At 67.3% G+C, this 21,297-nt stretch carries 19 protein-coding genes and 3 pseudogenes; 5 read left to right on the top strand and 17 right to left on the bottom strand.

The annotated features are described in order from the left end of the window. Positions 1–14: 14 nt before the first annotated feature. The 10 genes and pseudogenes from ASD25_RS01130 to ASD25_RS01085 all read right to left on the bottom strand — a co-directional run bounded on the left by ASD25_RS01130 (position 15) and on the right by ASD25_RS01085 (position 8,383). Complete coding sequence (locus ASD25_RS01130) at positions 15–680, bottom strand: methionine ABC transporter permease (protein WP_056614199.1); 666 nt, start codon at positions 678–680, stop codon at positions 15–17. Then, positions 680–1,669 (bottom strand): methionine ABC transporter ATP-binding protein, encoded by a 990-nt coding sequence (locus ASD25_RS01125; RefSeq protein ID WP_056614196.1) that lies wholly within the window; start codon positions 1,667–1,669, stop codon positions 680–682. Before ASD25_RS01125 ends, ASD25_RS01130 begins: the two co-directional genes overlap by 1 nt. Continuing rightward, positions 1,669–2,058, bottom strand: coding sequence for an iron-sulfur cluster assembly accessory protein (locus ASD25_RS01120; protein WP_056614820.1), 390 nt, complete (start codon positions 2,056–2,058; stop codon positions 1,669–1,671). The genes ASD25_RS01125 and ASD25_RS01120 overlap by 1 nt, the downstream gene beginning before the upstream one ends. Before the next feature lie 11 nt (positions 2,059–2,069). Beyond that, complete coding sequence (locus tag ASD25_RS01115) at positions 2,070–2,465, bottom strand: SUF system Fe-S cluster assembly protein (RefSeq protein ID WP_056614193.1); 396 nt, start codon at positions 2,463–2,465, stop codon at positions 2,070–2,072. Further along, positions 2,462–3,653: pseudogene (locus ASD25_RS01110) on the bottom strand (aminotransferase class V-fold PLP-dependent enzyme). The gene ASD25_RS01115 and the pseudogene ASD25_RS01110 overlap by 4 nt, the downstream one beginning before the upstream one ends. Continuing rightward, complete coding sequence (sufD, locus tag ASD25_RS01105; RefSeq protein ID WP_056614190.1) at positions 3,632–4,660, bottom strand: Fe-S cluster assembly protein SufD; 1,029 nt, start codon at positions 4,658–4,660, stop codon at positions 3,632–3,634. Before sufD ends, ASD25_RS01110 begins: the two are co-directional and overlap by 22 nt. Further along, positions 4,657–5,406 carry a Fe-S cluster assembly ATPase SufC gene (gene sufC, locus ASD25_RS01100; RefSeq protein ID WP_056614188.1) on the bottom strand — a complete coding sequence of 250 codons (750 nt, stop codon included), beginning with the start codon at positions 5,404–5,406 and terminating at the stop codon, positions 4,657–4,659. Before sufC ends, sufD begins: the two co-directional genes overlap by 4 nt. Positions 5,407–5,419: 13 nt before the next feature. Further along, positions 5,420–6,774, bottom strand: a pseudogene (sufB, locus tag ASD25_RS01095) (Fe-S cluster assembly protein SufB). Next, entirely contained in the window at positions 6,774–7,913 is a 1,140-nt protein-coding gene (locus ASD25_RS01090) for a cysteine desulfurase family protein (RefSeq protein WP_056614186.1), read from the bottom strand. Before ASD25_RS01090 ends, sufB begins: the two are co-directional and overlap by 1 nt. Beyond that, positions 7,910–8,383 carry an Rrf2 family transcriptional regulator gene (locus tag ASD25_RS01085; RefSeq protein ID WP_056614183.1) on the bottom strand — a complete coding sequence of 158 codons (474 nt, stop codon included), beginning with the start codon at positions 8,381–8,383 and terminating at the stop codon, positions 7,910–7,912. Before ASD25_RS01085 ends, ASD25_RS01090 begins: the two co-directional genes overlap by 4 nt. Before the next feature lie 158 nt (positions 8,384–8,541). On the opposite strand from ASD25_RS01085, the gene ASD25_RS01080 reads away from it, so the two are divergent. Beyond that, positions 8,542–9,174, top strand: a complete 633-nt coding sequence (locus ASD25_RS01080; protein WP_056614181.1) for an alpha/beta hydrolase — start codon at positions 8,542–8,544, stop codon at positions 9,172–9,174. Positions 9,175–9,208: 34 nt separating this feature from the next. Here ASD25_RS01080 and ASD25_RS01075 read toward each other — a convergent pair whose 3' ends face one another. Next, the gene (locus ASD25_RS01075) at positions 9,209–10,411 is read right to left on the bottom strand and encodes an exo-beta-N-acetylmuramidase NamZ domain-containing protein (RefSeq protein ID WP_056614178.1); all 1,203 of its coding nucleotides are present in this window, start codon (positions 10,409–10,411) and stop codon (positions 9,209–9,211) included. After that, the gene (locus ASD25_RS01070; RefSeq protein WP_056614175.1) at positions 10,408–10,953 is read right to left on the bottom strand and encodes a DOMON-like domain-containing protein; all 546 of its coding nucleotides are present in this window, start codon (positions 10,951–10,953) and stop codon (positions 10,408–10,410) included. The genes ASD25_RS01075 and ASD25_RS01070 overlap by 4 nt, the downstream gene beginning before the upstream one ends. Before the next feature lie 158 nt (positions 10,954–11,111). Between ASD25_RS01070 and tyrS the strand changes: the two are divergent. The 4 genes and pseudogenes from tyrS to ASD25_RS01050 all read left to right on the top strand — a co-directional run bounded on the left by tyrS (position 11,112) and on the right by ASD25_RS01050 (position 14,637). Continuing rightward, positions 11,112–12,289 (top strand): annotated as a pseudogene (tyrS, locus tag ASD25_RS01065) (tyrosine--tRNA ligase). A gap of 9 nt (positions 12,290–12,298) precedes the next feature. After that, a complete protein-coding gene (locus tag ASD25_RS01060; protein WP_056614171.1) occupies positions 12,299–12,766 on the top strand; it encodes a peroxiredoxin in 468 nt (155 codons plus the stop codon). A gap of 199 nt (positions 12,767–12,965) precedes the next feature. Then, a complete protein-coding gene (locus ASD25_RS01055; protein ID WP_056614168.1) occupies positions 12,966–14,117 on the top strand; it encodes a M23 family metallopeptidase in 1,152 nt (383 codons plus the stop codon). Next, entirely contained in the window at positions 14,101–14,637 is a 537-nt protein-coding gene (locus tag ASD25_RS01050) for a polymer-forming cytoskeletal protein (protein WP_056614165.1), read from the top strand. Before ASD25_RS01055 ends, ASD25_RS01050 begins: the two co-directional genes overlap by 17 nt. Before the next feature lie 77 nt (positions 14,638–14,714). Here the strand turns inward: ASD25_RS01050 and ASD25_RS31155 are convergent, their stop codons facing one another. The 5 genes from ASD25_RS31155 to ASD25_RS01025 all read right to left on the bottom strand — a co-directional run bounded on the left by ASD25_RS31155 (position 14,715) and on the right by ASD25_RS01025 (position 21,291). Continuing rightward, a complete protein-coding gene (locus tag ASD25_RS31155; RefSeq protein WP_200943493.1) occupies positions 14,715–15,431 on the bottom strand; it encodes an alpha/beta hydrolase in 717 nt (238 codons plus the stop codon). Between the two features lie 438 nt (positions 15,432–15,869). Continuing rightward, positions 15,870–16,992 (bottom strand): peptide chain release factor 2 gene (gene prfB, locus ASD25_RS01040; RefSeq protein ID WP_156389152.1). Its coding sequence is split into 2 segments (ribosomal slippage): positions 15,870–16,922 and positions 16,924–16,992, totalling 1,122 coding nucleotides; the frame shifts between segments, so codons are not numbered across the junction. 77 nt (positions 16,993–17,069) lie between these two features. After that, positions 17,070–19,460, bottom strand: coding sequence for a penicillin-binding protein 1A (locus ASD25_RS01035; RefSeq protein WP_056614162.1), 2,391 nt, complete (start codon positions 19,458–19,460; stop codon positions 17,070–17,072). Positions 19,461–19,627: 167 nt separating this feature from the next. After that, entirely contained in the window at positions 19,628–20,578 is a 951-nt protein-coding gene (locus tag ASD25_RS01030; RefSeq protein WP_056614161.1) for a DUF5996 family protein, read from the bottom strand. Next, positions 20,575–21,291 carry an exonuclease domain-containing protein gene (locus ASD25_RS01025; protein ID WP_056614158.1) on the bottom strand — a complete coding sequence of 239 codons (717 nt, stop codon included), beginning with the start codon at positions 21,289–21,291 and terminating at the stop codon, positions 20,575–20,577. The genes ASD25_RS01030 and ASD25_RS01025 overlap by 4 nt, the downstream gene beginning before the upstream one ends. Positions 21,292–21,297: the final 6 nt, after the last annotated feature.

Here is a 21,297-nt window from a genome sequence, read left to right as displayed (position 1 = left end):
TTTCGGGGGAGCGATCAGCGGTGGGAAACGGAGGCGACCAACCGGTCGCCCAGCATCTGGAGAATCTGCACCAGCAGGAGCAGCAGGACGACGGTGACCACCATGACATCGGTCTGGAAGCGCTGGTAGCCGAAGCGGATGGCGAGGTCGCCCAAGCCTCCCGCGCCGACGACGCCGGCCATGGCGGTGTAGGACACCAGGGCGATGGCGGTCACGGTCGCGCCGGCGAGGATGCCGGGCATGGCCTCGGGCAGCAGGGCGCGGGTGACGATCTGCCAGGTCGAGCCGCCCATGGCCTGGGTCGCCTCGACCACGCCCTTGTCGACCTCGCGCAGCGCCGTCTCGACAAGGCGCGCATAAAAGGGCGCGGCCCCGACGACCAGCGGCGGAATGGCGCCCGCCACCCCCAGCGATGTCCCGACCAGCAGCACCGTCACCGGCAGCATGACGATCAGCAGGATGATGAAGGGCACCGACCGCAGGATGTTGACGATCAGGGACAGGACGGCGTTCAGCACCGGGTTGGCCGCCAGCCGCCCCTTGCCAGACAGGTACAGCAGCACGCCCAACGGGATGCCGAACACCACGGCCAGGGCCATCGATCCACCCAGCATCAGCAGGGTGTCGCGCGTCGCCCGCGCGATTTCAGGCCAGTCGATATTGGCGAAGAAGGCCTCCATCACGCCGCCTCCACCGTCACGCCGCGCGCGGTGAGCTGCGCCACCGCAGCTTCCGCGTCGCCGCCCGTGAAGGCCACGACCAACTGGCCGTAGGGCTCGCCGCGAATACGGCTGATCCGCCCTGACAGGATCGAATAGTCCACGCCTACCGACCGCGCGACGCGGCTGAGTTCGGGCTCATAGGTCGAGCCGCCGCGGAAGGTCAGCTTGGCCAGCCGGCCACCGGGCGGCACGTCGGCGGTCTCGAAACCTTCCTCGCCCTCGGCCAGCATGGCGCGCGTCGCGGCGTGTTGCGGATGCAGGAAGACATCGGCCGTCGCCCCCTCCTCCACCACGCGTCCGTCCTTCAGCACCGCCACCCGGTCGCAGACGCGGCGCACCACCTCCATCTGGTGAGTGATCAGCACAATGGTCAGCTTCAGATCGCGGTTCAGCTGGTCCAGCAGGGTCAGGATTTCGTCCGTCGTCTCGGGATCCAGCGCGCTGGTCGCCTCGTCGCACAGCAGCACGCCCGGCTCGCAGGCCAGCGCCCGGGCGATGCCCACCCGCTGCTTCTGCCCTCCCGACAGCTGGGCCGGATGCTTTTTCGCATGCTCTGACAGCCCCAGCTGCTCCAGCAGATCGGCCACGCGCCGGTCCACCTCAGCAGCGGGCCGACCTTCCAGCCGCAGCGGGAAGGCCACGTTCTCGGCGATCGTCTTGGCGTTCAGCAGGTTGAAATGCTGGAAGATCATTCCGATCCGCCGCCGCGCAGCGCGGAGGTCCGCCGGCGACAGGGTCGTCATGTCCTGACCGTCGACCGTCACTCGCCCGCCATCCGGCCGCTCCAACAGGTTGATGGTTCGAATCAATGTTGATTTTCCAGCGCCCGAGCGCCCGACCACGCCGAACACCTGTCCCGGCGCGACCGTCAGATCGACCGCATCCAGCGCCACGCGCTCGCCCGCTGCGCTACGGAAGCGCTTTGTGACCCCTTCAAGCCGGATCATCAGTCGGCTTCCAGCGCCTTCGCGGGAATGATGGTGACGCTCTCGCCGCAGCCGCAGGCGTCGGTCTGGTTCGGATTCCGGAACACGAATTTCGACGCGAGCTTCGTCGTCTCGTAGTCGATCTCGGACCCGATCAGGAACAGGATCGATTTGGGGTCCACGATGATCGTCGCGCCCTTGTCGGTCACCACCTCGTCCATCGGTCCGACCTCGTCGGCGAAGGCGAAGGTGTATTCCTGCCCCGCGCAACCCGCATTCTTCAGCCCGACGCGCAGCGCCTTGTGCCCGCCCGCCTCGGTCAGGGCGCGCACACGTTCGGCCGCCGCTTCCGTCAGGGTGACGACGGCTGGACGCGGGCGGCGGGGACGGGTCGTGGTCTGCTCGCTCATCGATCGGTCCATCAGAACATGTTCAGGGCCAGCTTGGCCTCGTCGCTCATCTTCGAGGCGTCCCACGGCGGATCGAACGTAAGGTCAGCGCGCACCGACCGCACCCCCTCGACCTTTCCGACCGCCGTCTCGACCCAGATAGGCATCTCGCCGGCCACGGGGCAGCCCGGGGCGGTCAGGGTCATCTCGACCACCACATCGCGGTCGTCGGACAGGTCGACCTTGTAGATCAGCCCCAGCTCATAGATGTCGACCGGGATTTCCGGATCGAACACCGACTTCAGCGCCTCGATGATGTCGTCCGTCATCCGGTCGATCTCGCCCTGGGCCAGGGCGCTTCGCTGCGGTGCGTCCCAGGCCTCGGCGAAGGCCGCGCTGTCGGAAATCGGGGTCGTCGGGTCGCTCATGCGAAGAACTCACGGGCCTTGATCAGGGCGTCGGCGAAGGCGTCGACGTCCTCTGTCGTATTATATAGGGCGCTCGGCGCAATGCAGGCCGGCGCGCACGGCGACGCCATAGCGGTCCATCACCTGGGCGATGTCATGGGCGTGGGCGCCCTCGACGGTGAAGGTCAGGATGGCCCCCTTCCCCTCAGCCTCGCCGACGACTCGCAGCCAGTTCACTCCCTTCAGCCGATCGCGCGCATGCTCGTAAAGGGCGCGCTCATGCGCTGCCACCGCGCCGTGGTCGAAGCGCGACAGCCAGTCGATGGCCGCGCCCATGCCGATGGCCTCGAGGATCGGCGGCGTCCCCGCCTCGAACCGGTGCGGTGGCTTCGCATAGGTGATCCGGTCCATCGTGACCGACTCGATCATCTCGCCCCCGCCCTGATACGGCGGCAGGGCCTCCAGCGCTTCTGCCGTCCCGTACAGGCAGCCAATGCCTGTCGGGCCGAACAGCTTGTGGCCGGTGAAGGCGTAGAAGTCGCAACGGATGGCCTGCACGTCCGGCGCCGCATGCACCGCGCCCTGACATCCGTCGATCAGCACTTTCGCTCCGACCGCGTGGGCCATCTCCGTGATGACCTGCACCGGATTGATGGTGCCCAGCACGTTCGACATGTGGGTCACCGCGACGACCGTGGTCCTCGGCCCCAGCAGTTCGGCGTAGGCCGCCATGTCCAGCGACCCGTCGTCCAGCACCGGGATCCACTTCAGCACCGCCCCGCGCCGCTCGCGCAACAGATGCCAGGGCACGATGTTGGAGTGGTGCTCCATCTGGCTGACGATGATCTCGTCGCCCGGCTGGATCGACTGGCCAATGCCGGCCGCCACCAGATTGATGGCTTCAGTCCCGCCCTTGGTCCACACGATGTTGGAGGCCGCCTCGGCGTTGACGAACCGCGCCACGCTCTCGCGCGCCGCCTCGAAGGCCTCGGTCGTCTCATTGGCCAGCGTATGCAGCCCGCGATGGACGTTGGCGTAGCTGCCCTCCATCGCCGCCGTCATGGCGTCGATCACAGCCTGCGGCTTCTGCGCCGAGGCGGCCGAGTCCAGATAGATCAGCGGCTTGCCGTTCACCTGTCGCGACAGGATCGGGAACTGCGCCCGTACGGCGTAGGGGTCAAAGGCGGTCACAGGCGAGCCGTCAGCCATTCCCGCACCACCTCTCTTGCGCCCTCGTGTTCGATCCGATCCACGACCTCGATCAGGAAGGCCTCGGTCAGCAGGGCCCGCGCCTCGTCGGCCGGAATGCCCCGCTGCTGCATGTAGAACAGCGCGCTCTCGTCCAGATTCCCGACCGTATTTCCGTGCGCGCACTGCACGTCGTCGGCGTAGATTTCCAGCTCCGGCTTGGCGTCCACCTCGGCCCGTTCCCCCAGGATCAGGGCGTGGTGGCCCATCCGGGCATCGGTGCCGTCCGCCCCGCGCTCGACGATGATCTTGCCCTGGAACACGCCGCGCGCCGTGTCGCGCACGACGCCCTTGGTCAGCTGGCTGGTCAGGCCGTCGGCGGCCACGTGATCGACCACCGTCGTCATGTCCGCCTGCCGCTCGCCCGACAGCACATAGACCCCGTCCAGCCGCACGTCGGCGCCCTGGGCCCGGTGCGTCAGGTGCGTTTCCTGACGCTGCAGCTTGGCGCCAGTCGTCAGGATGGTCTGGCGATAATGTCCGCCCGCCTCGACCTTAACCTGCGCCTGGGTGATCGAGATCGCATCCGCGGGCTCGTCGGTCAGAACCACGCGCGTCACCTCGGCGCCGCGCGCCACGTCCAACTCCAGCCGGTTGTGTGCGACATAGGCCGCGCCTTCGCCCTCATGCGTCTCCAGCAGCAGCAGCTTCGCCCCGGCCCGCACCGAGATGCGCGCCGTCAGGGCGTGACCGGTTCCCTCGGCCCGCGAGATCAGCCGCAGCCGTACGGTCTTTTCGCCCGAGACCATCAGCTGGGTCTCGTTCACGGCCCGGCCGTTGACGAACACCATGGCCTCGCCGCCCAGCGCCTCGAACGGCCCGCCGCCCACCAGCGGAACCGTCGCCGACGGGGAAGGCGCGGGCGCCTCGCGCAGATGACGGCGCAGGTCCGAATATTTCCACGCCTCCACGCGTTTCGAGGGGAAGCTGGAGGCGTCCTTCAGATCGATGCGCGGAAGGGCGCTCACGCCGCCTGCACCATGTATTTGTCGTAGCCCTCGGCCTCGAGCTCGTGCGCCAGCTCGGGCCCGCCCGAGTCCACGATCCGGCCCGCCGCCAGCACATGCACCCGGTCCGGTTTGATGTAGTCCAGCAGCCGCTGATAGTGGGTGATCACCAGCATGGCGCGGTCGGGCGAACGCAGGGCGTTGACCCCCTCAGCCACGATACGCAGGGCGTCGATGTCGAGGCCCGAATCCGTCTCGTCGAGGATCAGCAGGGACGGCTCCAACAGGGCCATCTGCAGGATCTCCATCCGCTTCTTCTCTCCGCCCGAGAAGCCGACGTTCAGGGGACGCTTCAGCATGTCGAAGTCCATCTTCAGCGCCGCCGACGCTGCCTTGACCATCTTCAGGAAGGCGGGCGCAGACACTTCGTCCCCCCCGCGCGCGCGTTTCTGGGCGTTCAGCGCCGTACGCACGAAGGTCAGGGCCGGTACGCCGGGAATCTCGATCGGATACTGGAACGACAGGAAGACGCCTTTCGCCGCCCGCTCGGCCGGCTCCAGGCCCAGCAGGTCCTCGCCCTTCCACGACACGCCACCCTCGGTCGCCTCATAGCCGGGCCGTCCGGCCACGGCGTAGCCCAGCGTCGACTTGCCGGCCCCGTTCGGACCCATGATGGCGTGCACTTCGCCCGCCGGGACATCAAGCGTCAGCCCCTTGAGGATGGGCTTGTCGCCGACGGAGACGTGGAGGTTTTGAATACTAAGCATTGTTTCTTCTTGATTATCCGACCGAGCCTTCAAGGCTGATCGCCACCAGCTTCTGCGCCTCGACGGCGAACTCCATCGGCAGCTTCTGCATCACGTCGCGGACGAAGCCGTTGACCAGCAGGGCCACCGCCTCCTCCTGCGACCTCGTGCTCCAGCTGGGCCGAGCCGTTGCGGGCCTCGATATACGGGACGGTGTGCGAACCGCAGTCCTTGCCGATCAACAGGCTGTCGCACTGGGTGAAGTTGCGCACCCCGGTCGCCTTCGGGTGCACCGACACCAGACCGCGATAGGTCGAGTCCGACTTCCCGGCCGACACCGCCTTGGCGATGATGCGACTCTTCGAGTTCTTGCCCAGATGGATCATCTTGGTGCCGGTGTCGGCCTGCTGATGTCCGTTGGTGATAGCGATGGAATAGAATTCGCCCGAGCTGTCCTCGCCCTTGAGGATGCAGGACGGATATTTCCACGTCACGGCCGAGCCGGTCTCGACCTGGGTCCACGACACCTTCGACCGGTCGCCGCGGCAGTCCGCGCGCTTGGTGACGAAGTTGTAGATGCCGCCCTTGCCCTCGGCGTCGCCGGGGTACCAGTTCTGCACCGTCGAATATTTGATCTCGGCGTCGTCCAGCGCAGCCCTCCAGATACGAGCAGTAAGAACCCTTGTCGGCGATGATCAGCGTCCGCTCGAACTGGCCGGTGTTCGACGCATTGATGCGGAAATAGGTCGACAGCTCCATCGGGCAGCGCACGCCCGGCGGGATGTAGACGAACGACCCGTCCGAAAAGACCGCGCTGTTCAGGGCCGCGAAATAGTTGTCCGAGACCGGCACTACCGACCCCAGATATTTCCGCACCAACTCGGGATGCTCTCTCAGCGCCTCGCTGATGGGCATGAAGATCACCCCGACCTTGGCCAGCTCGGCCTTGAAGGTGGTGACCACCGACACGCTGTCGAACACCGCATCCACGGCGTATCGCGGCGCGCCCTCGACGCCCGCCAGAACTTCCTGCTCCTTCAACGGGATGCCCAGCTTGGCGTAGATGGCCAGCAGCTCGGGATCGACCTCGTCCAGCGACTTCAGCCCCGCCTTCTCCTTCGGTGCGGCGTAGTAGTGCAGGTCCTGATAGTCCACCGGCGTGTACTTCACCGACGCCCAGGTCGGCTCCTCCATCGCCAGCCAGCGCTCATAGGCGGCCAGACGCCATTCCAGCATCCATTCCGGCTCGCCCTTCTTCTCGGAGATGAAGCGCACGATGTCGGCGTTCAGCCCCTTGGGCGCGAACTCGGTGTCGATCTCGGACGTGAAGCCGTGCTCGTATTTCTCGAGGGCCGCGACCGCGTCGATGGTCTGTTGAACGGCGGCCATCAGGCGTCTTCCTTCGCCCGCGCGGCTGTACGCTGACGATGTTTCGCGTAGGCCTCAACCCATGCCGCGGCGAACCGCGTCCAGTCGTCCTCGACCGTGCCCCAGCCGCCCGAGATGCGGATGCCGCCGGTGGCCTTGTCGATCATCCCCGTGGCCAGGATGGCCCGCGACGGCTTGGTCTTGCCCGACGAGCAGGCCGACCCGGCCGAAACCATCAGCCCCATCAGGTCCAGGGTGATCAGCTGCTGCGGGCTCTCCCAGTCCGACACGGCCATAAACAGGGTGTTGGGCAGCCGCTCTGCGCCCTCGCCGATGATGGTGGCGCCGGCCTTTTTCACCACGGCCTCGGCCGCATCGCGCCAGGCAGCGTGCGACATCGCGGTTTGCAGATCCCGCGCGGCGCAGACCGCGCTCACGCCGAAGCCTGCGATCCCCGGCACGTTCTCGGTCCCGGCGCGAAGGCCGCGCTCCTGTCCCGCCCCGTGCAGGATGCGCACGGCCTCGCGGCCCTCGCCCAGCACCAGCGCCCCGACGCCCTGCGGTCCGCCCAGCTTGTGCGCGGACAGGGTCAGGCTGTCGGCCATCAGTTCGCGGATATCGACCGGGATCTTGCCCGCCGACTGGATCGCGTCGACGTGCAGCCAGCCGCCCGCGGAGCGAACCAGCCGCGCCGCCTCGGCGATCGGCTGGATGACGCCGCTCTCGTTGTTCGCATGGTGGATGGCAACCACCGCCTTGCCGGGCTGCCCCAGCAGCTGGCGCAGCTTGTTCAGGTCCACGACCCCGCGCGAGTCGACCGGCAGCATCTTGACCGGCTTGCCCGAGGCGGTCGCCGCCTCGGCCACGCACGGATGTTCGGTCGCGCCCACGATCAGCCGCTCGCAGCCCGCCGCGATGGCGCTGATGATCGCCTGGGCGTTGGACTCGGTCCCGCCGCTGGAGAAGATCACCGACTGCGCATCGGCTCCGACCAGATCGCCGATATGGGCCCGCGCAGTCTCGATCCGCGCCCGCGCCCGGCGTCCGGCCGCATGAACAGCCGACGGATTGCCGTTGTCCGCGAGGGCTTTAGCCACCACGTCCTGCACCTCGGGGCGCACCAGACCCGAGGCATTGTAATCAAGGTACACGGGACTCACGCGGCTACTCCAACCTCGGTCGTTGCGGCGCGGCGGCGCGCGCCGGTGCGGTTCAGCACCACGTCTTCCAGCGACACGCCGGCCAGATAACGATGGATCTCGTCGCCGAGGTCCTCCCACAGATTGTGGGTGATGCAGCGCTCGCCGGCCATCATACAGCCCTTGGGCGACGAATGGCCGATGCAGCGCGTCGCCCGGATCGGCTCGTCGACCGCCAGCACGATCTCGGCGATCACCGTCTCCTGCGCGCCCTTGGCCAGGCGATAGCCGCCGCCGGGGCCGCGCACGCTCTGCACCAGACCGCTCTTGCGCAGCCGCGCGAACAGCTGCTCCAGATAGCTCAGCGAAATCTCCTGACGCGTCGCAATTTCGGCCAGCGACACGGCCCGGACCACGCCGTCGGCGTGTCCGTTCTTGGCCAGATCGGCCATCGCCATCACGGCGTATCGTCCCTTGGTCGACAGACGCATCGAGCACCTTCAAAAATCGCGCGCTTTTCAGGGCTCTTGTGCTAGAACCCGCGCCTTCGCAAAGGCGTCGGCGCGCAAGCTGGACTTAGAAAGTCCTACCGCTGCGGTCAAGTATTACGCAGTTGCGAAATGACAGTTGAACACGGATTTCGCCGCCTATGCCTGAAGTCATCCTGCCCGGCGCCTCTGGTCGTATCGAAGGCCGCTATTCGCCGGGCAAGCGCCCGAACGCGCCGATTGCCCTGATCCTGCACCCGCACCCCAAGGCGGCGGGTCATATGAACAATCCGGTCACCGTGACCCTGTACCAGCTGTTCCAGAAGCGCGGCTTCGCGACGCTGCGCTACAACAGCCGCGGCGTGGGCAAGTCGCAGGGCGAGTTCGACAGCGGCATCGGCGACGCCCTCGACTGGCTGCAGGCCAACAATCCCGGCGCCTCCCAGACCTGGGTCGCCGGCTATCAGTTCGGCGCCTACATCGGCATGCAGCTGCTGATGCGCCGGCCCGAGACGGACGGCTTCATCTCGGTCTCGCCGCCGTCGAACATGTACGACTTCAGCTTCCTGGCCCCCTGCCCCGCTTCGGGCCTGTTCCTGCACGGCACCAACGACACCGTCGTGCCGCCGGTCGAGGTCGAACGCGTCGTCAACAAGCTGCGCACCCAGAAGGGCATCATCATCGACTACGAACTGGAAGAGGGCGCGACCCACTTCTGGCAGGACCACATTGGCGCGGTCGAAACCCGCGTCGGAGCCTACCTGGACAAGCGGCTGGCTGAAAAGCCCGCCTGATCCGATCAGGGGCCCTTCGGGGCCCCTTTTCAATTCAGTACAGCAGATACGGCCGCCGCAGCTCTACCCACGCCGCCTCGTCCGGCCAGGCCAGCGCCTCCAGATCGGCCGGCGTCGAGGCTGGATCGTCGACCCATTCGCGCAGCCCCGGCCCGCCGTTGATTACGTCGATGGCCAGCTTGTCGAAGACGTATTCGTACGGGAAGTCGCGCCACAGGGCGTAACCCGCATACAGCCGCCGGATCGCCTTGAACCCCAGCGCCTGCAGCCGCCACGGCTTGAAGGCGACATGGTCATAGGCCGGGTCGTCGACGTGGATCTGCACCCCGTTGCACAGCTGGTGCACGTGTTTGTGGAAGGTCGGCTCGAACCAGCAGTCGCGCAGCCGGCATCCTTCCAGCCACTCCGGCGCGAACGCCTGCATTTCGGCGATCACCGCCCGCGCGTCGATGTCGGGCGCCCCGAAAAGCTCCAGCGGCCGCGTCGTGCCCCGGCCCTCGGACAGGGTCGTGCCCTCCAGCATTACCGTGCCCGCATAGGCGCGCGCCATCGACAGATTGGCGGCGTTCGGACTGGGGTTGATCCAGCTGCGCTCGCCGATCGGCCAGCCGAAGCCCGGCCCCTGATCGGGCGTCCAGCCCTGCATCTCGATGACGCGATATTCCACGTCCAGCTTGAAGTGGTCGATGAACCAGCGGCCCATCTCGCCAAGCGTCATCCCGTGCCGCATCGGCATCGGCCCCGCCCCCACGAAACTCTCCCAGCCCGGCAGCAGGGTCGTGCCCTCGACCGGCCGCCCGGCGGGATTGGGCCGGTCCAGCACCCATACCGCCTTGCCGTGCTTCGCCGACTCTTCCAGCACGTACAGCAGGGTCGTGACGAAGGTGTAGATGCGACAGCCGAGGTCCTGCATGTCTACCAGCAGGACGTCGAACGTCCCCATCGCCTGCCCGCTTGGCCGGCGCACCTCGCCATACAGGCTGAACACCGGAATGCCGTGCCGCGGATCGGTGAAGTCCGGGCTCTCCATCATATTATCCTGCAGGTCGCCCCGCATGCCGTGCTGCGGCCCGAACGCCGCCGTGACGTTCAGGTCGTCGCACGCCATCAGCGCATCCAGCGAATGCGTCAGGTCCGCGGTCACCGAGGCCGGATGCCCCAGCAGGGCCACCCTGCGCCCCTTCAGCGCCGCCCTCAGCTCGGGCTCGGACAGCAGGCGGTCGATGCCGAATTTCATGCGGGCTCCGGGGGCGGCAGGGTCAGGGCGAACGAGTCGGGATGGTGAAAGTCCGGCTTACCCGGCGGATGGCCCAGCGCCCAGTAGGAGATGCCGCCGTCGACGTCCTCGATGACGGCCGAAACGCCCATGCGCCACGGCCGGGGCTGCTCGCCGACGACCCGGTCGAGGTCGAACGTCGCCTTCACGTCGAGTGAAGTATCGTCCTGCGTCCGCCCGAAGTCTCGCATCTCGGCGCCGGCATGGGCGTGCATGCCTTCGCGATAGGCGGTGAAGTCATAGACGGCCCATGCCCCGGTCGGGGACAGGTTGATCTCGCAGTAGGCGCCGCCTTCCATCTCGATAAAGGCCTCGAAACAGGTCGTCCGCCACAACTCGTCGGCGCGCGCCCGGCTATGGCCTGCGGGCGTCACGACCCGCGAGACGTCGCCGGAAACAATATAGCGCAGCGCCACGGCCGGCGTTCGCGGACGCAGGATCTCCACCGCGATCTGTATCGCAGGGCCGGGCGTGTCCGGGTGTGACGTCAGGGAAACCAGCATCCTCCTTCGATAGCCGCCGCTTGACGCCGGTCAATGGCCGACGCTACCCAAGGCCCATGATCGCCGCCCACGCCCTTTCCGGCCTGTATTATCGCTCGCTGAAATAGCGAGCGGCCCGCGATCCCCTGCGCCGCACCTTCACCGGCGCGCAAACTCCCATGACGCCCGCCGGCTTCCCTGCTAACGGAGCCGCCATGAGCGACCAAGATTTCAAGTCCGACTTCCTGCGCACCCTGCGGGACCGTGGCTACATTCACCAGATCACCCATCCGGCCGAGCTGGACGCCGCCGCGACCGCCGGTGTGGTCACCGGCTACATCGGTTTCGACGCCACCGCCCCGTCGCTGCACGTCGGCAGCCTGATCCAGATCATGATGCTGCGCCGCCTCCAGCAGGCCGGCGGCAAGCCCATCGTCCTGATGGGCGGCGGCACGACCAAGGTCGGCGACCCCACCGGCAAGGACGCCTCGCGGCCCCAGCTGACCGACGAGACCATCCAGTCGAACATCGCCTCGATCCGCACCGTGTTCGAGTCAATCGCATGCTGGCCTTCGATTCGGTCAAGCTGCGGCTGGAACGCGAACAGCCGATGACCTTCCTCGAGTTCAACTACATGCTGATGCAGTCGGTGGACTTCCTCGAGCTCAACCGCGCCCGCAACTGCACCCTGCAGATGGGCGGGTCGGACCAGTGGGGGAACATCGTCTCGGGCGTCGATCTGGTGCGCCGCGTGGATCAGAAGGCCGCCTTCGGCCTGACCACCCCCCTGCTGACCACTGCTTCGGGCGGCAAGATGGGCAAGACGGCCCAGGGCGCGGTCTGGCTGAACGCCGAACAGCTGAGCCCTTACGACTACTGGCAGTTCTGGCGGAACGTCGATGACGCCGACGTGGGCAAATTCCTGCGCCTGTTCACCGACCTGCCGCTGGACGAGATCGCCCGGCTCGAGGCGCTGGAAGGCGCCGGCATCAACGACGCCAAGAAAACGCTCGCCGACGCCGCCACGACCATGCTGCACGGCCCTGACGCTGCCACCACCGCCCGCGCCGCCGCCGAGGGCGCCTTCGAGCGCGGCACGCTTTCCGCCGACCTGCCGACTGTCGAAATCCCGTCCGCCGAGATCATCGGCGCCATGATCGCCGCCGTCACCACCAAGGCCGGCCTGACCGCCTCCAACGGCGAGGCCCGCCGCCTCGCCCAGGGCGGCGGCCTGCGTCTGAACGACGAGGCCATCGTCGACGGCGCCCGCCTGATCGAGGCCGGCGACATCAACGCCGACGGCGTGCTCAAGCTGGCCGCTGGCAAGAAGAAGATCGTCCTCGTCCGCCCGGTCTGAAAGCGAACCATGTCCGAAATCATCGAAGGCCAGCAGGCCCCTGCATTCGACATGGCCACGGACGGCGGCGGACGCACGTCCCTCGCCGGGCTGAAGGGCCAGAAGATCGTCCTGTTCTTCTACCCCAAGGCCGATACGCCCACCTGCACCAACGAGGCGAAGGACTTCTCGGCCTTGGCTGGCGAGTTCGCCGCCGCCGGCGCCGTGGTTATCGGCGTCTCGCGCGATCCGGTGAAAAAACTCGACCGGTTCAAGACCAAACACGATCTGAAGGTCATCCTTGCCTCGGACGAGCCCGAGGAGGTCACCAACGCCTGGGGTGTGTGGGTTCAGAAGAAGCTCTACGGTCGGGAATACATGGGCATCGAGCGCGCCACCTTCCTGATCGACGGGGCCGGCGTCGTCCGCCGGGTCTGGCGCAAGGTGTCGGTCAAGGGCCACGTCGCCGAAGTTCTCGCAGCCGCGCAATCGCTCTGACCACGGACGTTTCTCGACAACCTCAGATGTAAACCGCGTTACATAGATTCGCGCGCTCGCCTGCGAGGGGAATTTTCCTTCCGATTACGGTCTTCGTTCGCCCGAACACATGTAATCGTGGTTAACAAAGCGTGAAGAGACTTGCCGCTCGCGCAATGCCGGGCGCATAAACCCGCCTCGTACGTGGGGGCGTTGCGTGATGACCGAACACGAGCCGACTGTCAGGCGGTCTCTGATCGGACGGTGGTTTCCGACCCGATACCTGTATCTGCGCGACGGCGACGCCGTTCGCGCCTGGGCCCTGACGCCCGGCAAACAGGTTCTGGGGGCCGTCGCCGCCGTCCTGATCGGCGGCTGGACACTCGCCGCCTCGGGCAGCCTGATCATCGACATGGCGGCCCAGAGCCAGTCCGACCGCACGGTTGCGCGCGCCCGCGCCGCGTCCGAGCGAATGAACGCCGACCTTCAGGCCCGCCTCGACAGCGCCGTCGTCCGCATGAGCGCCACCACCGGCTCGCTCGACGAAATGGCCCAGATGGTAGAGCGCCGCCACGCCGCCCTGACCCAGGTGATGGGCATGTTCAGGGGCGTCGAGGGCGCCCAGACCGCCCTGCGCCCCGCCATCACCCTCGATCCCGCCAAATCCTCGCCCGTCCAGCGCATGATTGCCGTGCGCATGGATCAGGAACGGCTGATCTCGCGCGCGGAGAACGAGGCCCGGACCCGCGCTGAACGCCTGCGCCTCGCCTTCCGGCTGGCCGGCCTGAACCCCGCCGCCTATGCGCCGCACGACACCGCCCTGGGCGGCCCTCTGGTCGAGGCCCGCGACCCCCGCGCCCTCGCCGCCGTGCTGGACGTCGACGAGGCCTTCGCCGTCCGCATCCGCCACGCCGCCGACAACCTGTCCGAAATGCGCACACTGGCCAACGCCGCCGAGGGCATGCCCTTCCGCCGTCCGACCCAGGCCCGTACCACTTCGGGATTCGGCGTCCGCTTCGACCCCTTCAACGGCCGTCCCGCCCTGCATCAGGGTCAGGATTTCGCCGCCCCGTTGAACACCCCGATCTACGCCCCGGCTCCCGGAATCGTGTCTTTCGTCGGCGTGCGTTCAGGCTATGGCAACACCGTCGAGGTTGATCACGGCCGGGGTTTCAAGACGCGCTACGCCCACCTGAACGCTACGTCGGTCGCGGCTGGCCAGAGAATTGCACTGGGCCAGCGTGTCGGCGCCATGGGAACCACAGGACGCTCAACCGGCGTTCACCTGCACTACGAGGTGTGGATGAACGGCCGCCCGCAAAACCCCGCCCGCTTCATGAGAGCTGGAGACCAACTTGTTCAACAAGACTAAATCCCCCGTCCCGTCCCCCGAGCCCCGCGCCAATACCGGTTCGGCCATTCCGCCCCTGCCCGATCTGCCGGTGCCCGGCGGTTCGACCGCCGCCGCCCGGCCGGCTGCGCCGGCCCCGGTCAGCCAGCGCGGTCTGTCGACCCTGTCGTCCGACCTCCAGTTCGACGGCAATATCACTGGCTCGGGCGACCTGCAGATCGACGGCGCCATCAAGGGCGACGTCCGCGTCGGCCGCCTGATCGTCGGCGAGACTGGCGCCATCGAGGGCAATGTGTCGGGCGACTACATCGAGATCCGCGGCCGCGTTGTCGGCGCTATCTCGGGCAAGCAGGTGAAGCTGATCGCCACCGCCTATGTCGACGGCGACATTACCGCCGAACAGATGTCGATCGACATCGGCGCCTACTTCCAGGGCCGCGTCCTGCAAGGCCGCCGGGAGGCTCCGGCCCCGACCGCCGCACCGCGTCCGGCCGCGCCGGAAGCCGCGCCTCAGGTCATCGACATGAAGCCGCCGGCCTGATCGCCACGGTTTGAAAAGACAAAAGGCCCCGGATCGCTCCGGGGCCTTTTTCATGGCCATGCCTTCGGGCTCCGGTGTCACAACATCCCTATGCTGCGCAGCCAGCTCCTGACCTGTACCGGCCAGTCCGTCGTCACGGGGTCGGAAGTCGGCCGCAATCCGAAGGCGTGGCCGCCCCTCGCGTAGATCCGCATGTCGACCGGCACGCCTGCGTCGTTGAGCGCCAGCGCATAGGCCATCGGCTGTCTGATATCGTCGACGGAGTCGTCCATCGCGTGAATGACAAGCGTAGGCGGCGCCGTTTCGCTGATCTTCACCCAAGGCTGCAGCTGAAGGTTATTCCTGCCTTCGCTGTTGTCCAACATGCGAGCCGTATAGGCGACGATCGCGAAATCAGGACGTGAGGATTGTTGGTCGGCCGCGTCGGTCAATGCATAGGTTCGCTCGTCCGTGTTGCTCATGTTGGCGACCAGATAGGCGCCGGCCGAAAATCCGATCACGCCGATCTTCTGCGGATCGATCCCGTAGTCAGGGGCGCGCTGCCGCAGCAAGGCCATCGCGCGCTGGGCGTCTTCCAGACCGAGCAGCACCTCGGGTCGCTGCTGCCGGCCATTCCGCTGCGGCCACACCTGCGGCGTCCGGTACTTCAGCACGGCGCAGGTCATGCCCTGCCGGACTGCCCAATCGCAGACCTCGGTCCCCTCCAGGTCCATGGCCACGGCGTGAAATCCACCGCCTGGCAGGACAAGCATCGTCGCCCCGGTGTTTCGCCCCTTCGGCCGATAGATGGTCATGGTCGGCCGGGTGACGTAAGTCGCCCAATGCCATCGCCGTCCTCCGACAAGAGGTGAACCATTGCCGGTCGTCTCGGGACGATCGCCGCTGTCGGGTTTTGCGAGAGGGACATTTGCGGGCCAGAGCGGAATCTGCGTACCGCCGGGGCCAGGTTGCCAAACGCCCTCCCGTTCTACCTTGGGAACTTCGAGCCTCTCAGTGGGAAGCTCGATCCTTGCAGTCGGAACCTCGACATCAGCCGTCGTATTGTCGGGTGTCGCCGGACCACAAGCGGCCGTGGCGACAACAAGTGCGAGCAGAAGGGAAGCCAGAGCTACCGGAAGCCGGGACAATTGACGCCTCCTGTCGTGCGACGAAGTGGGCCGTTCAACGCGCGGCCCGGTCGAACGCCTGCCCATATGTGTCAGGCAGGATGATCGATCGTCAAACCCTGTTCCCTACTCGACCGTCGACCCCCGCGTCTCGCCCACCCGGGCCGCCAGAGCCGCCCCCATGAAGGCGTCCAGATCGCCGTCCAGAACCCCCTGGGTGTCCGAGGTCTCGACGTTGGTCCGCAGGTCCTTGACCATCTGATACGGCTGCAGGACGTAGGACCGGATCTGGTGGCCCCAGCCGATGTCGGTCTTGGCGTCAGCCAGCGCCTGGGCCGCGGCCTCGCGCTTCTGCAGTTCCAGCTCATACAGGCGCGCCCGCAGCATCTTCCACGCCTGCTCGCGGTTCTGGTGCTGCGACCGGCCGGCCTGACACGCCACTACGGTGTTGGTCGGAATGTGCGTCAGACGCACCGCCGAGTCCGTCTTGTTGATGTGCTGACCGCCCGAGCCCGAGGCGCGGTAGGTGTCGGTGCGCACGTCGGACGGGTTGATGTCGATCTCGATCGTGTCGTCCACCACCGGCGAGACGCCGATCGAGGCGAACGAGGTGTGCCGTTTCGCGGCGGCGTCATAGGGGCTGATGCGCACCAGCCGGTGCACGCCCGATTCCGACTTCAGCCAGCCATAGGCGTTGGGCCCGGTGATCAGGATCGTCGCCGATTTGATGCCGGCCTGTTCACCGGATTCCTCGGCCTCGATCTCGACCTCGTAGCCATGGGCCCGGGCCCAGCGCGAATACATGCGCAGCAGCATGCCGGCCCAGTCGTTGGACTCGGTCCCGCCGGCGCCGGAGTTTACTTCCAGATAGGCGTCGTTGGCGTCGGCCTCACCGGACAGCAGGGCTTCCAGCTCGGCCCGCGCAGCGCGGTCCTTGATGGCCTTCAGCTGGGCGCGCGCCTCTTCAAGGGTCGCCTCGTCGCCTTCCTCGTCGGCCATTTCGGAGAGCATGACGCCCTCCTCCAGCCCGTTTTCCATTTCGCGGACGGTGTTGATCTGCGTCTCGAGACGCGAGCGATCGCGCGACACGGCCTGGGCGGCCTCGGGGTCGTTCCACAACGTCGGGTCCTCGACCCTCGCGTTCAGCTCATCGAGCTTCCTGAGTGCGACATCCCAGTCAAAGACGCCTCCTGAGCAGAGCGATGCTCTGCTCGATGTCGGCCTTCATGGCCTCGACATCCGGTCTCATCGCATTCTCCAGCGATACAAAAGTGAGGCGCGGACATAGAGCGCGCCGGGGCAAAGGGGAAGAGAAACCGGCGGGCCCTAGTAGAGCCCGGTCAGATCCTCGTCCTTCTTCGGCGGTGGCGGCGTCGGGGTCGGCGGCGGGGCCGTCGTCGCCGGCGGCGCTTCAGGCCCTTCGATCTCGCGGCGGATCACCTCATTGTAGTTCTGAGGACCCGTCGGGATCTGCTGGACCGGCGCGCGGCGCTCTTCCTCGCGGCGGCGTTCGGTGCCGGGGCGGAAGGCTTCCTCGATGCCGTTCACGGTGCGGTAGATGGCGTTGCGCGGCTTGACCCAGGGGCGCGCCGGCCGCTCACGCAGGGCTACGCGCATGAAGTCGGCGAACACAGGCACCGGCCCGGTCGCGCCCGTCTCGCCCGAGCCCAGCGGCCGGTTGTCGTCGAAGCCGATGAAGACGCCGACGACGATGTCGGACGAGAAGCCGACGAACCAGGCCGACCGGTATTCGTTGGTCGTCCCCGTCTTGCCGGCGACATAGGGTCCCAGGCTGGCGGCGCTGGCGGCGGTGCCCCGACGGACGACGCCTTCCAGCATCGAGCTCATCTGATAGGCGGTGATCGGGTCGATGACCTGCTCGCCCCGCTGTTCGAGACGCGGCGACTCCTGGCCCGTGAAGGGGCGTCCACAGTCGCGGCAGCGGCGACGGTCGGCGCTGAAGATCGTCTCGCCGTCCCGGTCCTGAACCATTTCGATCAGATAGGGGTCGACCCGCCGCCCGCCGTTGACGAAGGCGGCGTAGGCGGCCGTGAGCCGGTAGGGCGTCGTCTCGCCGGCGCCCAGCGACACCGACAGGTTGGGCTGCAGATTATCCGACACGCCCATCTTCTTCGACAGGTCGACGACGTTGCGCATGCCGATGGCCTGGGCCAGCCGCACGGTCATGACGTTGCGCGACAGCTCCAGACCGCGCCGCAGCGTCTGCGGTCCATAGTATTCGCGGCTGTAGTTCTCGGGGCTCCAGCGCGTGCCGTTCGGCCCGCCGGCGAAGCTGATCGGAGCGTCCAGCACGATCGAGGCGGGCGTATAGTCGCCCTCCAGCGCAGTCGCATAAACGAACGGCTTGAAGGCCGAGCCCGGCTGGCGATTGGCCTGGGTCGCACGGTTGAAGCTGGACAGGGCGTAGGAATAGCCGCCGACCATGGCCAGCACCCGGCCCGACTGGGGCTCGATGGCCACCAGGGCGCCGTTTACGCGGGGCACCTGCTTCAGGGCGTACTGGCCGCCCTGCGCCTCGACGAAGATCAGGTCGCCGCGCTTCAGCGGGCGGTTGGCGTTGGCCCAGGCCGCATCCTCGGTGAGCAGATAGCCCGTCAGGTCGTCCCGGGCGGTGCGGATGCGCACGCTGTTTCCGGACGCGCTCTCGACGGCGGCGGCCTCCCACGCGCGGCGCTCGGGCGGACGCTGGCCGCGCACGGCGGTCTCGCGCCAGCCCTCGGCGAAGTCTGTCGTGCCCCACGCCCCGCGCCAGCCGTGGCGGCGGTCATAGTTTTCCAGCCCCTTCATCAGGGCGTCGCGCGCCGCCGACTGTAGCTCGGGGTCCAGCGTGGTGCGCATATAGTAGCCGCCGCGGTTGACCTCCTCCTTGCCGAAGCGGGCGATGGCCTGACGGCGCGCCTCCTCGACGAAGAAGTCGGCGTCGGCGTACTGGGCCCGCCGCGGCGCGTCCTGGGTCGTCAGCGGACGCGCCCGGGCCTGAACCAGTTGCTCGTCGCTCAGCCAGCCGCTCTGGTTCATCTCGCCCAGCACCCAGTCGCGGCGGCCCTTGGCGGCGCCGGGGTGGCGTTTGGGATGATAGTTGTTCGGTCCCTTGGGCAGGGCGGCGAGGAAAGCCGCCTCATCCGGCGTCAGCTGGCTCAGCGACTTGCCGAAATAGTTGTAGGCGGCAGCGGCCACGCCAAAGGATCGGTAGCCGAGGAAAATCTCGTTCAGATACAGCTCAAGGATCTGCTGCTTCGTCAGCGTCGCCTCAAGCCGGTTGGCGAGGATGGCTTCCTTGACCTTGCGGTTGATGCTGCTCTCGTTTGTCAGCAGGACGTTCTTGGCCACCTGCTGGGTGATGGTCGAGCCGCCTTCCAGCCGCCGCCCTGTGGCCGCGTTGAACACGTTCTTGAACATGGCCCGGCCCAGACCGCCCACGTCGATGCCGCCATGGTTGAAGAAGTTGCGATCCTCGGCCGCGAGGAAGGCCTGCACCACCGGCAGCGGAATCTGCTCATACGGCACATAGATGCGCCGCTCGTCCGAAAACTCGCCGATCAGGGTTCCGTCGCCCGCATAGACCCGCGTCGCCGTCGCCGGCCGATAGTCGGCCAACTCGGATGCATCCGGCAGATCATGGAACAGCCAGGCCGCATAGACAGCGACGATCAGCCCCGCCAGCGCAATCGCGCCCAGCAGGGCGACACCCGCCATTACGAACCAGCGTTCAGCAATCTTCACCGCAGTCTCCGAAAGGCGCGCCCCTTCAGACGGGTTTAGCTTGCGTCGTCGGCGACCGCCATAGGCCCCTTGCGCCCATCCGGTGCGACGGCCCGCCGCCTGTCACGCCGCGGCCACGGCCCCTGCGTCGACGCGCGTCACTAGACCCGTCGCGGCCGCCGCGGCAGGCCCTCCTCGCACTCCAGCGCCGCACGGTCCCATCCAGCCAGATCGGCCGCCGCTTCATATGTGGTTTGCAGGAACGACAGCAGGGCCGCGTCCGGGTCCGGAGCGGTCCGCACCGCCTCATAGGGCAGCAGGAACTCCCCCAACGCAGGATCAAACCGCGCTTGCGCCGGCGCCACGGCGGCGGACGCAAATCCCTCGGGCGTCGGGTAGGCGTAGGCGTAGAAGCAGGGCCCCTCCACGCCGCCTCCGCCCGGCCAGAAGCCCGCGCTGGAAACCTCGTGCGAATAGGCTTCGCGAGTGATGTCGTCGGGCAGATGGGGGATGCCGCCCGGATGCAGGGGGGCCGGACGGCCGGAGAAGCGCGTCACCGCCATGTCGAACCCGCCCCAGAACAGATGCACCGGACTGCATTTGCCAAGGAATCGCGACCGGAAGCGGTTCAGCACCTGGTCCACCTGAACCAGCGCGCGCCAGTAGTCACGAGCGACATCGGCGTCGTAGTCGCGGCGGCGCGTGTCCTGCGGGAACGGCGTCGCCTCGGCCATCTCATTGGGCCTCGCCACGATCGTCGTTGCGACCCCGAGGCCCGCCAGCGCGTCCATCACACCGGTATGGAAGTCCGCCGGACTGCACGATGTCAGTTCGATCCGGCGCTCTCCGCCATCGCTCACCCGGATCACCAGCTCACCGACGACGAGGTCGAACTCCAGATCGAAACTGACCCCGTCATGCGGGATGAGCGAGGTCGCCAGCCCGCGCGCCGACACATGAAGCGTCGTGTGCCATGAGTGATTGAGCCACGGGGTCCGGGCCAGCCGCACCTTGCCGACGATCTGCGTCCACAGTTGCAGCGTTTCCGCCGTCGGCCCCAGCAATGGAGACGAAAGGTCAGGCCAGGCCTGCGTGATCGCGTCGGATGTCATCCCGGGCCTCCCTGTTCAGCTGCACGGCGTTCCAGTTCCAGTCGCGCGGCGGCCAGGACATCGGCGTCCATATCGCCCTGCCCGGCCATCCAGCGCAGATAGTCCCCGGGCGGTTCGGACCAGGGCCTGCCGCGATGCTTGCCGAAAGGAATACGGTCCAGCCGCCGCGGCTCCGCAGTCCAGGCGATCATTTGCTCGACCGTCGCCTCCTTCAGCAGGTCGATCAGCAGATGCGCCGTCACCCAGGCGTCCGGCCCGGCCCGGTGCGCTGGATTGGCCAGCGCCGGATCGAGATCAAGCCCGCGCCAGTAGCGCAGCACCTGATTGGAATGTCCCGGCGCCTGCGGCCACACGGCCTTGGCCGAGCGCACGGTGCAGATCCACGGCAGGCCGCCATGGGCCGTATCGGCGATGAAGCCCCGCTCGAACCGCGCCGCATGCGCCACCATCACATCGGCGCGCTCGGCGCCGAACATCTCGCGCAGCGCATATTCGTCGCAATGCGGATCGGCGTCGCAGAAATGGGCCGGCGTCAGGTGATGAACCGCCATGGCGTGGAACGAGATCTCGCCACGCGGCCGGAACAGCTTCGCCACCGGCGGCAGGGCCTTCCAGCTCTCTCCGTCCCGCACCACGTCGACGATGCCGACCTCGATGATCTCGGCGGTCCGGTCTCCCCCGGTGGTTTCAAGATCGACGACTCTCAGACGCATCGGCCG

Source organism: Brevundimonas sp. Root1423, from assembly GCF_001426805.1.
The sequence above is the reverse complement of the archived record's forward strand: the minus strand, read 5'-3'. Positions and strand labels throughout refer to the sequence as shown.

Bases quoted from the DNA above. Each gene is read 5' to 3' on its own strand.
- ASD25_RS01080 (WP_056614181.1), top strand. From the start codon at position 8,542: ATGCCTGAAGTCATCCTGCCCGGCGCCTCTGGTCGTATCGAAGGCCGC.
- ASD25_RS01130 (WP_056614199.1), bottom strand. From the start codon at position 680: ATGGAGGCCTTCTTCGCCAATATCGACTGGCCTGAAATCGCGCGGGCG.
- ASD25_RS01115 (WP_056614193.1), bottom strand. From the start codon at position 2,465: ATGAGCGACCCGACGACCCCGATTTCCGACAGCGCGGCCTTCGCCGAG.
- ASD25_RS01070 (WP_056614175.1), bottom strand. From the start codon at position 10,953: ATGCTGGTTTCCCTGACGTCACACCCGGACACGCCCGGCCCTGCGATA.
- ASD25_RS01075 (WP_056614178.1), bottom strand. From the start codon at position 10,411: ATGAAATTCGGCATCGACCGCCTGCTGTCCGAGCCCGAGCTGAGGGCG.
- ASD25_RS01060 (WP_056614171.1), top strand. From the start codon at position 12,299: ATGTCCGAAATCATCGAAGGCCAGCAGGCCCCTGCATTCGACATGGCC.
- ASD25_RS01055 (WP_056614168.1), top strand. From the start codon at position 12,966: ATGACCGAACACGAGCCGACTGTCAGGCGGTCTCTGATCGGACGGTGG.
- sufC (WP_056614188.1), bottom strand. From the start codon at position 5,406: ATGCTTAGTATTCAAAACCTCCACGTCTCCGTCGGCGACAAGCCCATC.
- ASD25_RS01125 (WP_056614196.1), bottom strand. From the start codon at position 1,669: ATGATCCGGCTTGAAGGGGTCACAAAGCGCTTCCGTAGCGCAGCGGGC.
- ASD25_RS01120 (WP_056614820.1), bottom strand. From the start codon at position 2,058: ATGAGCGAGCAGACCACGACCCGTCCCCGCCGCCCGCGTCCAGCCGTC.
- ASD25_RS01085 (WP_056614183.1), bottom strand. From the start codon at position 8,383: ATGCGTCTGTCGACCAAGGGACGATACGCCGTGATGGCGATGGCCGAT.
- ASD25_RS01035 (WP_056614162.1), bottom strand. From the start codon at position 19,460: ATGGCGGGTGTCGCCCTGCTGGGCGCGATTGCGCTGGCGGGGCTGATC.
- ASD25_RS01025 (WP_056614158.1), bottom strand. From the start codon at position 21,291: ATGCGTCTGAGAGTCGTCGATCTTGAAACCACCGGGGGAGACCGGACC.
- ASD25_RS31155 (WP_200943493.1), bottom strand. From the start codon at position 15,431: ATGACCATCTATCGGCCGAAGGGGCGAAACACCGGGGCGACGATGCTT.
- ASD25_RS01030 (WP_056614161.1), bottom strand. From the start codon at position 20,578: ATGACATCCGACGCGATCACGCAGGCCTGGCCTGACCTTTCGTCTCCA.